Origin of the sequence: Streptomyces sp. MMBL 11-1, assembly GCF_028622875.1 — a bacterium.
In the GTDB taxonomy this organism is placed as follows: Bacteria; Actinomycetota; Actinomycetes; order Streptomycetales; family Streptomycetaceae; genus Streptomyces.
Genome location: NZ_CP117709.1, coordinates 1,395,999 through 1,410,542 on the forward strand (window position 1 = coordinate 1,395,999; position 14,544 = coordinate 1,410,542).

13 protein-coding genes are annotated in these 14,544 nt (G+C 72.6%); 7 read left to right on the forward strand and 6 right to left on the reverse strand.

Going from position 1 to position 14,544, the window contains the following annotated elements; genetic code table 11:
• Window positions 1–157 precede the first annotated feature (157 nt).
• Window positions 158–1,759 (forward strand): Rv2231c family pyridoxal phosphate-dependent protein CobC, encoded by a 1,602-nt coding sequence (gene cobC / locus PSQ21_RS05950; RefSeq protein WP_274029350.1) that lies wholly within the window; start codon window positions 158–160, stop codon window positions 1,757–1,759.
• A gap of 54 nt (window positions 1,760–1,813) precedes the next feature.
• Here cobC and PSQ21_RS05955 read toward each other — a convergent pair whose 3' ends face one another.
• The gene (locus PSQ21_RS05955) at window positions 1,814–2,803 is read right to left on the reverse strand and encodes an SCO1860 family LAETG-anchored protein (RefSeq protein WP_274029351.1); all 990 of its coding nucleotides are present in this window, start codon (window positions 2,801–2,803) and stop codon (window positions 1,814–1,816) included.
• A 307-nt stretch (window positions 2,804–3,110) separates the two neighbouring features.
• The gene (locus tag PSQ21_RS05960; protein WP_274029352.1) at window positions 3,111–4,211 is read right to left on the reverse strand and encodes an amidohydrolase family protein; all 1,101 of its coding nucleotides are present in this window, start codon (window positions 4,209–4,211) and stop codon (window positions 3,111–3,113) included.
• Window positions 4,212–4,288: 77 nt separating this feature from the next.
• Between PSQ21_RS05960 and PSQ21_RS05965 the strand changes: the two genes are divergently transcribed.
• The 6 genes from PSQ21_RS05965 to PSQ21_RS05990 all read left to right on the forward strand — a co-directional run bounded on the left by PSQ21_RS05965 (window position 4,289) and on the right by PSQ21_RS05990 (window position 10,187).
• On the forward strand, window positions 4,289–5,395 hold the full coding sequence (locus PSQ21_RS05965) for a pyridoxal-phosphate-dependent aminotransferase family protein (RefSeq protein ID WP_274029353.1): 1,107 nt from the start codon (window positions 4,289–4,291) through the stop codon (window positions 5,393–5,395).
• Window positions 5,396–5,703: 308 nt separating this feature from the next.
• Window positions 5,704–6,234, forward strand: a complete 531-nt coding sequence (ectA, locus tag PSQ21_RS05970; protein ID WP_274029354.1) for a diaminobutyrate acetyltransferase — start codon at window positions 5,704–5,706, stop codon at window positions 6,232–6,234.
• 157 nt (window positions 6,235–6,391) lie between these two features.
• Complete coding sequence (gene ectB, locus PSQ21_RS05975; protein ID WP_274029355.1) at window positions 6,392–7,654, forward strand: diaminobutyrate--2-oxoglutarate transaminase; 1,263 nt, start codon at window positions 6,392–6,394, stop codon at window positions 7,652–7,654.
• Between the two features lie 87 nt (window positions 7,655–7,741).
• Entirely contained in the window at window positions 7,742–8,140 is a 399-nt protein-coding gene (locus PSQ21_RS05980; RefSeq protein ID WP_003969937.1) for an ectoine synthase, read from the forward strand.
• 6 nt (window positions 8,141–8,146) lie between these two features.
• Window positions 8,147–9,040, forward strand: coding sequence for an ectoine hydroxylase (gene thpD / locus PSQ21_RS05985; RefSeq protein WP_274029356.1), 894 nt, complete (start codon window positions 8,147–8,149; stop codon window positions 9,038–9,040).
• Between the two features lie 100 nt (window positions 9,041–9,140).
• Window positions 9,141–10,187: a VOC family protein gene (locus tag PSQ21_RS05990; RefSeq protein ID WP_274029357.1), complete on the forward strand. Its 1,047-nt coding sequence runs from the start codon at window positions 9,141–9,143 to the stop codon at window positions 10,185–10,187.
• Between the two features lie 124 nt (window positions 10,188–10,311).
• On the opposite strand, the gene PSQ21_RS05995 is transcribed toward PSQ21_RS05990, so the two are convergent.
• The 4 genes from PSQ21_RS05995 to PSQ21_RS06010 form a co-directional block, all read right to left on the reverse strand.
• On the reverse strand, window positions 10,312–11,370 hold the full coding sequence (locus tag PSQ21_RS05995; RefSeq protein WP_274029358.1) for an aminotransferase class V-fold PLP-dependent enzyme: 1,059 nt from the start codon (window positions 11,368–11,370) through the stop codon (window positions 10,312–10,314).
• Window positions 11,371–11,463: 93 nt separating this feature from the next.
• On the reverse strand, window positions 11,464–12,180 hold the full coding sequence (locus PSQ21_RS06000) for a DsbA family oxidoreductase (protein WP_274029359.1): 717 nt from the start codon (window positions 12,178–12,180) through the stop codon (window positions 11,464–11,466).
• A gap of 146 nt (window positions 12,181–12,326) precedes the next feature.
• Window positions 12,327–12,938 (reverse strand): DUF1349 domain-containing protein, encoded by a 612-nt coding sequence (locus tag PSQ21_RS06005; RefSeq protein ID WP_274029360.1) that lies wholly within the window; start codon window positions 12,936–12,938, stop codon window positions 12,327–12,329.
• Complete coding sequence (locus tag PSQ21_RS06010) at window positions 12,935–14,452, reverse strand: aldehyde dehydrogenase (NADP(+)) (RefSeq protein ID WP_274029361.1); 1,518 nt, start codon at window positions 14,450–14,452, stop codon at window positions 12,935–12,937. Before PSQ21_RS06010 ends, PSQ21_RS06005 begins: the two co-directional genes overlap by 4 nt.
• Window positions 14,453–14,544: the final 92 nt, after the last annotated feature.

Below are 14,544 nucleotides of genomic sequence, written 5' to 3' on the forward strand. Positions count from 1 at the left end.
CCTTGCTAGCCGATCGGGGCCTCTCTCCGCATCTCAGGGTGCCCTTACCGGCGGCGTCCGCCGCGCCGCTCCCGCCGCCCGTCTCCGTATACGGAACGGCCCCTCCTCCTCCCCCCTCAGTACCGAGACGTATGACCTGAAAGGCAGGACTCCGCCGATGACCGGAGCATCCGTCGGCACCGGACCGGAGTCCGGGGCCCGCAGTCTGGTGGTGGGGGTCGGCGCGCGCCGGGGCGCCCCCGGTGATGTGGTGTTCGCCCTGATCGAGGCGGTGCTCAGCGGGGCGGGGCTGGACGCGGCCGACGTGCTGGAGGTGGCGACGGTCGACGCCAAGGGCGACGAGCCGGGGATCGTGGGTGCGGCGGCGCGGCTCGGGGTGCCGCTGCGGACCCATCCGGCCGGGGCGCTGGCCGCGGTGCGCGTGCCGCACCCGTCGGGCGCCGTGGGCGCGGCGGTGGGCACCGGGTCGGTCGCGGAGGCGGCGGCGCTGATCGAGGCGGACGAACTGGTGGTGCCGAAGACCCGCGCCCCGGCCGGAAACTCCGCGGCCGGAGGGGTGGCGACCTGTGCGGTGGCCCGCCGCCGTCCGGCCGTCGCCGGGACTTTCCAGGTTTCCGGGAGGAAAACTTCCACCTCACCGGTGACGGCGGGCTCCCGCCCGTTCACCATGGCTGCCATGAATCCCCCCACGCGGAACATCGAGAGCGCAGGGCCCGACCTGCGCCACCACGGCGACGCGGAGGTGCGCGGCGAGAATCTGACCGATCTCGCGGTGAACGTCCGTACCCACACTCCTCCGGAGTGGCTGCGCGAGCGGATAGCCGCGTCGCTCACCTCGCTGGCCTCCTATCCGGACGGTTCCACCGCCCGCGCCGCGGTCGCCGGGCGGCACGGGCTGCCGGTGGAGCGGGTGCTGCTGACGGCGGGCGCGGCCGAGGCGTTCGTCCTGATCGCCCGTGCCCTTCCGGCCCGTTGCCCGGTCGTGGTGCATCCTCAGTTCACGGAGCCGGAGGCGGCTCTGCGGGCGGCCGGGCACCGGGTGGGGCGGGTGCTGCTGCGTGCCGAGGACGGCTTCCGGCTCGATCCGGAGGCGGTGCCCGAGGAGGCGGACCTCGTGGTGGTCGGCAATCCGACGAACCCGACGTCCGTGCTGCATCCGGCGGCGCTGCTGGAGCGGTTGGCCCGGCCGGGGCGGACGCTGGTCGTCGACGAGGCGTTCATGGACGTCGTGCCGGGCGAGCGCGAGGCGCTGTGCGACCGGACGGACATCCCGGGGCTCGTGGTGCTGCGCAGCCTCACCAAGACGTGGGGGCTCGCCGGGCTGCGGATCGGTTACGTCCTGGCCGGTCCGGAGACCGTGGCGCTGCTCTCCGAGGCGCAGCCGCTGTGGCCGGTGTCGTCGCCGGCGCTGGCGGCGGCGGAGGCGTGCATGGAGCCGCGGGCGCTGGTGGAGGCGGCCGAGGCGGCGGACCGGATCACGGTGGACCGGGCCCATCTGCTGGCCGGTCTGGCCGAGTTCAGCGAGGTGGAGGTGGTGGACGCGGCCCGGGGGCCGTTCGTCCTGGTGCGTCTCGAGCGGGCCGCGGAGGTCCGGGAGCGGCTGCGGCTGCTGGGCTTCGCGGCGCGGCGCGGGGACACCTTCCCGGGGCTGGGGCCGCAGTGGCTGCGGCTCGCGGTCCGCGACCGGGCCACGACCAATCGTTTCCTCCAGGCCCTGGACCAGGCCGTGCAGGCGCTGCCCGCGAGATCGGGGCGCTGAGGGCCCGGCGGGGCCGGGGGCGGCGTTCGCCGTGCGAACGCCGCCCCTTCACGCCTATCGGCTCTGGCTGCTGCCGCGCCTGCGGGCCAGCACCGTCGCGCCCGCGCCGACGGCCAGCAGCAGGGCCGCGCCGCCCGCGATGTACGGGGTGGTGGAGCTGCCGCCGGTCTCGGCGAGGTTGACCTCGGTGGGAGCGGTGCCGGTGTCGGAGCCGGTCTGCGTCTTCGTGCCGCCGCCGCTCGTGCCGCCGTCGCCCTCGTCGCCGCCGGTGCCTCCGTCGCCGCCCGTGGAGCCGCCGTCCGTGGAGCCGGGCTTCTCGGGGGTCTTCGGTCCCTTCGGGGTCTCGCAGGTCGCCTCGGCGAGGGTGACCTCGCCCTCCACCTCGGCGACGTTGAGATTCAGCGGGTTGACCGACACCTTGAGCTGAAGTGCCGTCGCCGCCGCCGTGCGCTCGGTGGTGACCGTCTTGGAGAGGTCGAGGGAGACCTCGCCGACGCCCGGCACCGCCACCCGGGTCGGTCCGCCCGCGCTGAGCGTCACCTTCTTGCCGAGCACCGCGATGTGGCCGAGCACGTTCGACTCGGCGACGGGCTTCTCGCCGGTCTCGCAGACCGCCTTGGAGGTGACCTTCTCGACCTCGATGAGCGAGAGCACCGGCAGTCCGGGGACATGGATCCTGGCCTTCGCCAGGTTGGTGCGGCCCTCGGCCCTGTGCTCGTCGACCGTGGCGTTCGCGGTGGCCACGTCGGCGCGCAGGACGCTGACCGGGGCTCCGCCCTCCACCCCGTCCACGTTCACGCTGAGCGCGGTCTTCTCGGCGCTGGCCGGGGCCTGCACCTCGTTGAGCGTGACCTTGAGGGGCACCTGGACGGACTTGTTGAGGAGCGAGACGTCGAGCCCGGTACGGAGCACGACCGCGCTCGCCCTGCCCTCGCCGCCGGTGGTGGGCGTCGCCGGGGCTGCGTGCGCGGGGACGGCGGCAAGCAGGGCGACGGGGCCGGCGGCGACCGCCAGGGCGGCGAGACGGAAGGTGTTGCTGTTCAAGATGGTGGAACCCCCACAAGAGACATGGAGCCACCGGCACAGTCCAATGGGGGACATCGCCTGCGCCGGTGGCCTCGACTCCGTGAATCTTTACGCACTGAGGGTGAACTGACGGATACCTGGCGTGAGTTCACCCCAAAGGGGGGTTTCCGCGCGCATATTCGAATCTTTCGGCACGTGCGTTCGCCGCTGTCACTCGTTTCACTCGGCGCGAGCCGTACGGAGCGCACTCGCGCCGGAGCGCGCGCAGAGGTGCTTCAACGATCCGGGGGCGGCATCCGTCACCACCCGTCAACACCGCGACGTCTCATCCGGTCACCCGCCCGTTCAGCACGATGTGCCGGGGGGCCGCCAGCACCCGGACGTCCGCGCGCGGGTCCTCGTCGTACACGACCAGGTCCGCCGGAGCGCCCTCCTCCAGCACCGGCCGCCCCAGCCAGCGCCTGGCTCCCCACGCGGTGGCGGAGAGGGCCTCCAGGGGCGGGATGCCCGCCTTGACCAGCTCGGCGACCTCGCCCGCGACCAGCCCGTGCGCCAGGGAGCCGCCCGCGTCGGTGCCGACGTAGACGGGGATCCCGGCGTCGTACGCGGCGCGCACGGTGTCGTAGCGGCGTTCGTGCAGCTGCCGCATATGCGCCGACCAGCGGGGGAACTTGGACTCGCCGCCCGCCGCGAGGTCGGGGAAGGTGGCGATGTTGACCAGGGTCGGGACGATCGCGACCCCGCGTTCGGCGAAGAGCGGGATGGTCTCCTCGGTGAGGCCGGTGGCGTGCTCGACGCAGTCGATGCCCGCCTCCACCAGGTCGGTGAGCGAATCCTCGGCGAAGCAGTGCGCGGTGACGCGGGCACCGAGCCGGTGCGCCTCGGCGATGGCCGCCTCGACCTCGCCACGCGGCCAGCAGGCGGTCAGGTCCCCGGCGTCGCGGTCGATCCAGTCCCCCACCAGCTTGACCCAGCCGTCCCCGCGCCGGGCCTCCCGGGCGACGTACGCGACGAGGTCGCCGGGCTCGATCTCATGGGCGTAGTTGCGGATGTAACGGCGGGTCCTGGCGATGTGACGGCCGGCCCTGATGATCTTCGGCAGGTCCTCGCGGTCGTCGATCCACCGGGTGTCGGAGGGCGAGCCCGCGTCCCGGATCAGCAGGGTTCCGGCCTCCCGGTCGGCGAGCGCCTGCTGCTCGGCGGTCGCCGCGTCGACCGGGCCGTGCCGGTCCAGGCCCACATGGCAGTGCGCGTCGACCAGCCCGGGCAGGGCCCAGCCGGTGACGGTCACCGCGTCGTCGGCGCCGGGCGGCCGCTCGTAGGTGATCCGCCCGCCCACGGCCCACAGTTCGTCCCGCACCTCGTCCGGGCCGACGAGCACCCGGCCCTTCACCCGCAGCACCCGCTGCTCCTCCTGATCACTCATACGCGGCACTGTACGAGGCCGTCGGTAGGCTGCCTGTGCGATTCCGACCGTCGAACAAACCCGAAGAGAGCCCCATCGTGACGCACCCCTTCCTCGACCTCCCCCCGCTCACCGCCGACCGCTTCGCGGCGATCGAGCGGCGCGTGGCCCGGCTCCTCGCCACGGAGCAGGACGTCGTCATCACCCAGGGCGAGGCGCTGCTGCCGCTGGAGGGCTGCATCCGCGGCGGCGCGCGGCCCGGCTCGACCGCGCTGAACGTGGTCACCGGGCCGTACGGGCAGACCTTCGGCAACTGGCTGCGGGACTGCGGTGCGGAGGTCGTCGACCTCACGGTGCCCTTCCACGCCGCGGTCACCGCCGACCAGGTCGCCGAGGCGCTCGCCGGGCACCCGGGGATCGACTTCGTCTCGCTGGTGCACGCGGAGGCGGCGACCGGCAACACCAACCCGGTCGCGGAGATCGGCGAGGTGGTCCGGGCGCACGGAGCGCTGTTCATGCTGGACGCGGTCGCCTCGGTGGGCGCCGAGCCCCTGCTGCCGGACGACTGGGGCGTCGACCTGTGCGTGATCGGCGCGCAGAAGGCCATGGGCGGGCCCGCCGGGGTGTCGGCGGTGTCGGTGAGCGAGCGGGCCTGGGAGCGGATCGCCGCCAACCCGGCCGCCCCGCGCCGCTCCTACCTCTCCCTCCTGGACTGGAAGGAGCGCTGGATCGACGCCGGCCGGACGGCCCTGCCGCACGCCCCGGCGCAGCTGGAGATGCTGGGCCTGGAGGCCTGCGTGGCGCGGATCGAGGACGAGGGCCTGGACACGGTGATGGCCCGCCACGCCTCGGCCGCCGCGGCGACCCGGGCCGGAGCGGTGGCCCTGGGCGGCGGTCTTGAGCCGTACGTCCACGAGGCGCGGGACGCGGCCCCGGTGGCGACGACGCTGCGCGCCCCGGCGGGGACGGACGCGGCCGTGCTGGTCGCGGAGGCGCTCGCGGCGGACCCCGCGCTGCCGCTCGTCGCGGGCGGCGGGGCGCTGTCCAAGGAAATGATCCGGGTCAACCATTACGGAGTGGATGCGACGCGGGGCGCGGTGCTGTCCTCGCTCGCGGCTCTGGGGGCGGTGCTGGCCGAAGCGGGCCTGCCGGTCGATATCGAGGCTGCCCGGCGGGCCGTTTCGGAAACCTGGCCGAGCCTCTGATATTCATTATGTGGGAAGCTGCTTTATTAAAAGCAGCTTCCCACATTCTTCTTCCCGCTTTTCCGTCACCTAAACGGGCCAGTTTTTTCCGGCCTCGAACTTCATAATTCGGACACATCTCGTGAGAGTTACAACCCTGTGACCGACTCCACAAGATCGGTGTTATGCCCGATTAATCCGGGACAAAGCGGCACAAGTTGCCCCCATGTGGGGGCAGGTCTCGCGCACGCCTGATAACACATGAGGGCTCGCCACCCAACCCTCTACGTCGATGCAATTTCGAAATTTGCTGGGTAAATTCAATTCGCATGACCGCCGCACCAGCAGATTTTGCCCGTGCCCGAAGCGAATTCCTCAGTATCGATGCGCCACGAGTGGAGGACGGAGCCGCGATCTGGCGCATAGCCCGCGACTCCCAGGTCCTGGACCTGAACTCCTCGTACAGCTACCTGCTGTGGTGCCGTGACTTCGCCGCGACCTCCGCCGTCGCCCGTGGCGAGAACGGCGAGCCCATCGCCTTCGTGACGGGCTACATCAGGCCCGACCGTCCCCAGACCCTCGTCGTCTGGCAGGTGGCCGTCGACCAGGCCCACCGCGGCAAGGGACTGGCCGCCGCTCTGCTGGACGCGCTGACCGCCCGGGTCGCCGCCGACCAGGGCCTGTCGTCCGTGGAGACGACGATCACGCCGGACAACACCGCCTCCGACCGGCTGTTCACCTCCTACGCCCAGCGCCACGACATCGCGCTGGAGAAGGAGGTGCTCTTCGACGGCGGGCTGTTCCCCGAAGGGACGCACCTGCCCGAGGTGCTCTACCGGATCGGCCCGTTCGCCCCCTGAGCCGTCCCGGCCTCCGCACTCCGGCGTACCCCGACCCGTACGCCCGGACCCACCGACTTTCCGCGCCGTCCGACCACTCGGCGCGGTCCCGGCCGCATCCGTGCGCCGGGAGCACTCGACCACTGCCCGTCACACCCCCTCACGCAGGAGAACCGCTGTGACCATCACCCCGCCCGCACTGAGCGTCTTCGAGACCCTGGAGTCGGAGGTACGGAGCTACTGCCGCGGCTGGCCCGCCGTCTTCGACCGCGCGCAGGGCGCCCGGCTGACCGACGAGGACGGCCACTCCTACCTGGACTTCTTCGCCGGGGCCGGCTCGCTCAACTACGGCCACAACAACCCGGTGCTGAAACGAGCGCTGATCGACTACATCGAGCGCGACGGCATCACCCACGGCCTGGACATGGCGACCACCGCCAAACGCGCGTTCCTGGAGACGTTCCAGAACGTGATCCTGCGGCCGCGCGACCTGCCGTACAAGGTGATGTTCCCCGGCCCGACCGGCACCAACGCCGTCGAGTCGGCGCTGAAGCTGGCCCGTAAGGTCAAGGGCCGCGAGTCCGTCGTCTCGTTCACCAACGCCTTCCACGGCATGTCGCTGGGCTCGCTCGCCGTGACCGGCAACGCGTTCAAGCGGGCCGGGGCCGGTATCCCGCTGGTGCACGGCACCCCGATGCCGTTCGACAACTACTTCGACGGTACGGTCCCCGACTTCCTCTGGTTCGAGCGACTGCTGGAGGACCAGGGCTCCGGGCTCAACAAGCCCGCCGCGGTGATCGTGGAGACGGTCCAGGGAGAGGGCGGCATCAACGTCGCCCGCGCCGAGTGGCTGCGCGCGCTGCAGGAGCTGTGCCACCGCCAGGACATGCTGCTGATCGTCGACGACATCCAGATGGGCTGCGGCCGTACCGGCGGCTTCTTCTCCTTCGAGGAGGCCGGCATCGTCCCGGACATCGTCACGCTCTCGAAGTCCATCAGCGGCTACGGCCTGCCGATGTCGCTGTGCCTGTTCAAGCCGGAGCTGGACATCTGGGAGCCGGGCGAGCACAACGGCACCTTCCGCGGCAACAACCCGGCCTTCGTCACGGCCGCCGCCGCGCTGGACGCCTACTGGGCCGACGGCCAGATGGAGAAGCAGACCCTGGCCCGCGGCGAACAGGTCGAGCAGACACTGCTGGCCATCTGCGCCGAGGAGCCGACCGCGCAGTTCCGCGGCCGGGGCCTGGTCTGGGGCATGGAGTTCCAGGACCCGGCGCGCGCCACGGCGGTCTGCGCCCGCGCCTTCGAGCTGGGGCTCCTGCTGGAGACCTCGGGCCCGCAGAGCGAGGTCGTCAAGCTGCTGCCGCCGCTGACCATCACCCCCGAAGAGCTGGACGAGGGCCTGCGCACGCTGGCCCGCTGCGTCCGCGAGACGGCCTGACCCGGCACTGCCGGGGCAGGCGGAGAAGAGAGGTCCCGGGCCCGCGAGGCCCGGGACCCCGTACAGAGAGAAAGGCAACCGCTCACCGTGATCGTCCGATCGTTCAGTGACATCGAGAACACCGACCGGCATGTGAAGTCAGCGTCCGGCACCTGGGAGAGCAAGCGCATTGTGCTCGCCAAGGAGAAGGTGGGCTTCTCGCTCCACGAGACCGTGCTGTACGCGGGCACGGAGACCTCCATGTGGTACGCGAACCACATCGAGGCGGTGCTCTGCACCGAGGGCGAGGCCGAGCTCACCAACGACGAGACCGGCGAGACGCACTGGATCACGCCCGGCACCATGTACCTGCTGGACGGGCATGAGCGGCACACCATGCGGCCCAAGACCGACTTCCGCTGCGTGTGTGTCTTCAACCCCCCCGTCACCGGACGGGAGGACCATGACGAGAACGGTGTCTATCCACTGCTGACCGAGGAGGCCTGAACCACCATGACCACCGAAGTACGCGCCGATCTGTACCCCTCGCGCGGCGCCGCCGAGATGACCACTCCCCGCCAGGACCCGGTCATCTGGTCCGCGCCGGGCGCACCGGGCCCGGTCGCCGCCAAGGACCTCCAGGGATACGAGCACGACGGCTTCCTCACCGTCGACCAGCTCATCACCCCGGACGAGGTCGCCGTCTACCGGGCCGAGCTGGACCGGCTGATCTCCGATCCGGCGGTCCGCGCCGACGAACGCTCGATCATCGAGAAGCAGTCGCAGTCCGTACGGTCCGTCTTCGAGGTCCACAGGATCAGCGAGGTCTTCGCCGGTCTGGTCCGCGACGAGCGGGTGGTGGGCCGGGCCCGCCAGATCCTCGGTTCGGACGTGTACGTCCACCAGTCCCGGATCAACGTGAAGCCGGGCTTCGGCGCCACGGGCTTCTACTGGCACTCGGACTTCGAGACCTGGCACGCGGAGGACGGTCTGCCGAACATGCGGACGGTGTCCGTGTCGATCGCGCTGACCGAGAACTTCGACACCAACGGCGGGCTGATGATCATGCCCGGTTCGCACAAGACGTTCCTCGGCTGTGCGGGCGAGACGCCGAAGGACAACTACAAGAAGTCGCTCCAGATGCAGGACGCCGGCACCCCGTCCGACGAGGCGCTGACGAAGATGGCCGACCGCCACGGCATCAAGCTCTTCACGGGCAAGGCCGGTTCGGCGACCTGGTTCGACTGCAACGCGATGCACGGCTCGGGCGACAACATCACCCCGTACGCGCGCAGCAACGTCTTCATCGTCTTCAACAGCGTGGAGAACGCGGCGCAGGAGCCCTTCGCGGCTCCGATCCGCCGCCCCGAGTTCATCGGGGCGCGGGACTTCACCCCGGTGAAGTAGCGGCACGCACGGGCGGGAGAGGGCCGGGACGGTACGCCGTCCCGGCCCTCTCCGCGTAACTCGTTGGACCGGGGCCGGGTCAGCGGAGAGGGTGTCCGCCATGACCTCCCATGTACGCCACATCACGATCGACTGCGCCGACGCCTACACGCTCGGCAGCTTCTGGGCCCAGGTGCTCGGCGCGCCGCTCTCCGACGAGGACGTCCCCGGCGATCCGGAGGCGCTGGTGGAGACCCCCGGCGCCGCGATCCTCTTCGTCCAGGTGGACGAGGCGAAACAGACCAAGAACCGCGTCCATCTGGACATCCAGCCGCAGGACCGCTCCCGGGACGAGGAGGTGGAGCGGCTGCTCGCGCTCGGCGCGACCCTGGTGGACGACCACCGCCGGCCGAACGGGCGCGGCTGGGCGACGCTCGCCGATCCTGAGGGCAACGAGTTCTGCGTGGAGTGCTCCGCCGCCGAGCGGGCGGCCCTGAGCGGGACCCGGCTGCCGGTGACCGCCGACGATGTGACCTCGGCGGTGCGGCTCGCGGTGGACGTGCTGGCCGGGGCCCCGGCGGACCGCTGGGACGCGCCCGCGGGGACCCTCACGTGGACCTGCTGGGAGACGGTGGAGCACCTGAGCGACGATCTGTTCGCGTACGCCGTGCAGTTGGGCCCGCGTACGCCTCCGCTGGACGGCGAGGTGCCCTACCGGTGGGCGCCCGAACGGCAGGGCGGGCCGCACAACGCGGTCTTCGCCGACCGTGCCGCCGGTCCCGCCGGACTGCTGGCCACGCTGGAGGCGAGCGGGGCGCTGCTGGCCTCGATGGCGCGGACGACGCCGCGCGAGGTGCGCTCGTACCACGGGTACGGGATCTCCGACCCGGAGGGCTTCGCCGCGATGGGTGTGGTGGAGACCCTGGTGCACACGCACGATCTCGCCGAGGGCCTGGGGCTGGCCTGGTCGCCGCCCCCGGCGCTCTGCGACCGGGTGCTGGCCCGGCTCTTCCCGGACGCCCCGGCGGGCGGCGACCGGTGGGCCGTACTGCTGTGGGCCACCGGCCGCGCCGAGCTGCCGGGCCACCCGCGCCGGACCTCGTGGCGGTGGGACGGGAGGCCGCGCGAGGACGGTCGGACGGCGTCGAGCGCCGGGGAGCCGGTGTAGCCCCTGGCGTCGCCGTCGAAAAAGGCCGACGGGCGGGTCGGACTCCGGGATGTGCGGGCGGGCGATGCCGAGCGGCTCGGTCGCCCGCACCGCCCGACCGGTGCCGAGCCGCGCTCCGTACGGATCAGGCCAGGAACTCCAGCACCCGGTCCACATCGGCCTCCGTGTTGTAGAGATGGCAGGAGATCCGTAGGTTCCCGGCCGGGGCCGAGACGGCGATGCCGGCCTCCGCGAGGTCGGGCTGACGGCTCTGCAGTCCCGGCACGGAGACGATCGCCGACTCCCCGGGAACGGTCTCGTGCCCGAGTTTCGCCAGTCCCGCCCGCAGCCGGGCCGCGAGCCCGGTGGCGTGCGCGTGGAGGGCGTCGGCCCCCACCTCGCCGAGCAGCTGCAGGGAGTGCTCGGCCCCGTGGTACGAGAGGAATGCGGGCGGCTCGTCGAAACCGCGGGCGGTGGGGGCGAGGCGCTCCAGCGGGCCGTAGTTGCCCGCCCAGGGCGCCCCGGCGGAGACCCAGCCCGCGAAGAGGGGCGGCAGGGTGTCCTCCGCCTCCTCGGTGACGGTCAGGAACGACGTACCGCGTGGGCAGAGCAGGAACTTGAAGCCGCCGGTCACGGTGTAGTCGTACGCCCCCGCCTCCAGCGGGAACCAGCCCGCCGCCTGGGTTCCGTCCAGCAGGGTCCGGGCACCGTGCGCCGCGGCGGCCGCGCGGACGGCGGCGAGATCGGCCACCCTGCCGTCTGCCGACTGCACGGCGGAGAAGGCGACGAGGGCGGTCGAGGGGCGTACGGCCCCGGCGAGGTCATCGAGCGGCACGTACCGCACGCGCAGATCGCCGCGGAGCGCGAACGGGCTGACCACGGAGGAGAACTCGCCCTCGGGGCAGAGGACTTCGGCGCCCGGCGGCAGCGAGGCGGCGATCAGGCCGACGTGGACGGTGACGGACCCGCCGGTGGCGACCCGGTCCGGGTGGACTCCGGCGAGCCGGGCGAAACCGGCCCGGGCTGCCTCCACCGCGTCGAAGCTGCCCGCCCCCACCCGGCGCCCCGCGGCGTTCTCGTCGGCCAGGGCCTTGACGGCGGCGATCGTCCGGCGGGGCAGCAGGCCCCAGCTGGAGGTGTTGAGATAGGTGACCTCGGGCGCGAATTCGGCGGCTGCCGCTTGGATGGGCGCAAGGATCGTCATACGTCCACCCTGGAGCCACCCTCCCCCAAAGTCAATCACGGAGAGCCAAGGAGATATCAAAGGACTACTTATGGATGGCTCCCGGGTGCGGGCTCAGCTCCGCGGAACCTCGCAGGCGCCGTCCGTGTCACAGGCCGCCGCATCCCCGCCGACGGCGGTGAGCGCGGTGACGGGGCGATCCTTCCAAGCCTGCTCCAGCGCCTGGACGAAGACCTCCGACGGCTGGCCGCCGGAGATTCCGTACCGGCGGTCGAGAACGAAGAACGGCACGGCGTTGGCACCCAGTTCGGCCGCCTCGCGCTCGTCGGCGCGGACGTCGTCCGCGTACGCCCCGGGGTCGGCGAGCACCGCACGGGCCTCGTCGGCGTCGAGTCCGGCCTCCACGGCGAGGGCGAGCAGCACCTCGTCGTCGAAGACGGACCGCTCCTCGGCGAAGTTCGCCCGGTAGGCGAGGGTCAGCAGCTCGTCCTGGCGGCCGCGGGCCTTGGCCAGGTGCAGCAGCCGGTGGAGGTCGAAGGTGGAGCCGTGGTCACGGCCCTCGGTGCGGTAGCCGAGCCCCTCGGCCTGCGCGTTGGCCGCGACGTTCGCCTCCATCGAGGCCGCTTCCTCGCGGCTGCGGCCGTACTTCTCGGCCAGCATGTCGATCACGAGCGCGGTGTCGCCCTTGGCCCGCGAGGGGTCGAGCTCGAAGGAGCGGTGCACCACCTCGACCTCGTCCCGGTGGGCGAACTCCGCGAGGCCCTTCTCGAAGCGGGCCTTGCCGATGTAGCACCACGGGCAGGCGATGTCGCTCCAGATCTCGACGCGCATGACTCTTCTTCTCCCTGGGGAACGTGGACGGAGTGCGCGGTGTCCCGCACTCGATTCGGCAACGTCGTCGCGGCACCGGACATTCCGGAGGAAGGAGCCGAGCCGGTGACGACAGGGCGGTCACCACCGCACCGCGCGCCCGCCCGTCACCGCCCGTCGCGCAGGTCCTCCACTCCCCCGGCCAGGAACGCGATCCGGTCGAAGACCGCGCCGCAGCCCTCGCCGGTGGGCGACTGCACCAGGAAGCCGGCGCGGGCGGCGGCCCGCTCCTTCTCCGTGCCGAGGGTGAAGACGCGGACGAAGGTCCACGTCTCGCCGTCGGCGGAGGCGTGGAAGGCGTAGGCGCTGCCGGTGCGGCTGAGGCGGAGCCAGCAGACGCCCTCCTCCACCACGAAGGCGTTGGCGTCGTCGCTGTGGCCCCGGGTGACGACGGTGCAGACGGTCGGGAGGTCCGCGGAGTGCTCCAGGCAGAGTTTGGCCCACTCGCGGTCCCCGACGTGCAGATACAGCGCGCCCGCGTCACCGGCCGACAGCAGCCCCGGGCGCACCCGGGCCACCAGCCGGAAGTCCCCCTCCCCCACCGGGCCGAGCAGGCGCGGGGCGTCGGAGGCCGACTCCAGGGAGTCGCCGGACGGGGGGACGAACAGGTCCTGGCCGGGTCCGGCCCGGCCCGTCAGCACGCCGTCGGCGTGGGTCCAGCGTCCGTCGGGGCCCTCCGCGTCCAGGGCGAAGGGGAGGGCGTCCAGGTGCGGGCTCATGCGCGGCGCCCGTCCACCCGGCGGGGCAGGCCCAGCGGGTTGTCCTCGCGCAGCTCCGGCGGGAGGAGCGCCTCGGGGGTGGACTGGAACGTGACGGGGCGCAGCCAGCGTTCGATCGCCGTCGCGCCGACGGAGGTGGAGGTGGAGGTGGTGGCCGGGTAGGGGCCGCCGTGGTGCTGAGCGGGGGCGACGGCGACGCCGGTCGGCCAGCCGTTGACGAGGACGCGCCCGGCGAGCGGGGTGAGCGCGGCCAGCAGGCGCGCCGCGTCGGGGTCGGCGTCCTCGGCGGCCTGGAGGGTGGCGGTGAGGTTCCCGGGCAGCCGGGCGAGGACGGCGGTGACCTCGTCGACGGAGGCGTACCGGGCGATCACGGTGACCGGCCCGAAGCACTCCTCCAGCAGCGCGTCGTGCGGGCCATCGGCGGTCAGCCGGGCGGCCGGGACGGTGAGGAATCCGGCGGACACGGTGTGCTCGCCGCCCGCGCCTGGGGTGACGGGCGCCCCGACGTCCGGCAGCGCGGCCCGCTCCCGTACGCCCGTGACGAAGGCGTCCCGCATGCGGTGGTCCAGCAGGACGCCGGAGCCGGTGGAGCTGACCGCCTCGGTGAGTGTCTTGAGGAGCTGGTCGCCCGCCGCGCCCTCGGGAACCAGGACGAAGCCGGGCTTGGTGCAGAACTGGCCCACGCCCAGCGTCATCGAGCCGCCGAGCCCGGCGCCGATCTCCTCGGCGCGCTCGGCGGCGGCCGCCCCGGTGACGACGACCGGGTTGAGGGAGCCGAGCTCGCCGTGGAACGGGATAGGAGTGGGGCGGGCGGCCGCCGCGTCGAACAGGGCGCGTCCGCCGCGCACCGAACCGGTGAAACCGGCGGCGCTCACCAGCGGGTGGCGGATCAGCTCGACGCCCGCGTCGAAGCCGTGCACCAGGGTCACGACGTCCTCGGGCAGTCCGGTGCGGGCGGCGGCGCGGCGGAGGACGGAGACGCAGAGTTCGGAGGTGGCCGGGTGGTCGGGGTGCGCCTTGACCACGACCGGGCAGCCGGCCGCGAGCGCGCTGGCCGTGTCGCCGCCGGGGACGGAGAAGGCGAGCGGAAAGTTGCTGGCCGCGTAGACGGCGACGACCCCGAGCGGGATCTTGTAGCGGCGCAGGTCGGGCCAGGGCGGGGTCCGGGAGCCGTCCGGGTGGTCGATGTGGACGTCGAGGTAGGCCCCTTCGTCCACGACCTCCGCGAAGGCCCTCAACTGGGCTGCGGTGCGGGCCAGTTCACCGGTGAGCCGGGCCGGCCCGAGGGCGGTCTCGGCGTCGGCCGCCTCGACGATGTGCTCCCCGGACTCCTCCAGCAGCTCCGCCGCCGAACGCAGGAACGCGGCGCGCGCCGCGCGGTCGGCGAGGGGGTCGCGGGCGGCGTGGGCCGCCCGGACCGCACGGTCGACCTCCCCGGCGGTAGCCTCCACCGCGACCTGCTCGCGCGGGTTCCCGGTTCGGGGGTCGACGCTCCAGACTGGTACTGCGTTCACCGTGCTTCCCTCCCGTGGTGCGACCGGCCTCCGGCCGGCTTCCGTCCGGCTTCCGTCCGGCTTCGGCCGCACATCGCCAAGTGTTCGGTATT

Bases quoted from the DNA above. Each gene is read 5' to 3' on its own strand.
- cobC (WP_274029350.1), top strand. From the start codon at position 158: ATGACCGGAGCATCCGTCGGCACCGGACCGGAGTCCGGGGCCCGCAGT.
- PSQ21_RS05960 (WP_274029352.1), bottom strand. From the start codon at position 4,211: ATGAGTGATCAGGAGGAGCAGCGGGTGCTGCGGGTGAAGGGCCGGGTG.
- ectA (WP_274029354.1), top strand. From the start codon at position 5,704: ATGACCGCCGCACCAGCAGATTTTGCCCGTGCCCGAAGCGAATTCCTC.
- thpD (WP_274029356.1), top strand. From the start codon at position 8,147: ATGACCACCGAAGTACGCGCCGATCTGTACCCCTCGCGCGGCGCCGCC.
- PSQ21_RS05990 (WP_274029357.1), top strand. From the start codon at position 9,141: ATGACCTCCCATGTACGCCACATCACGATCGACTGCGCCGACGCCTAC.
- PSQ21_RS05995 (WP_274029358.1), bottom strand. From the start codon at position 11,370: ATGACGATCCTTGCGCCCATCCAAGCGGCAGCCGCCGAATTCGCGCCC.
- PSQ21_RS06000 (WP_274029359.1), bottom strand. From the start codon at position 12,180: ATGCGCGTCGAGATCTGGAGCGACATCGCCTGCCCGTGGTGCTACATC.
- PSQ21_RS06005 (WP_274029360.1), bottom strand. From the start codon at position 12,938: ATGAGCCCGCACCTGGACGCCCTCCCCTTCGCCCTGGACGCGGAGGGC.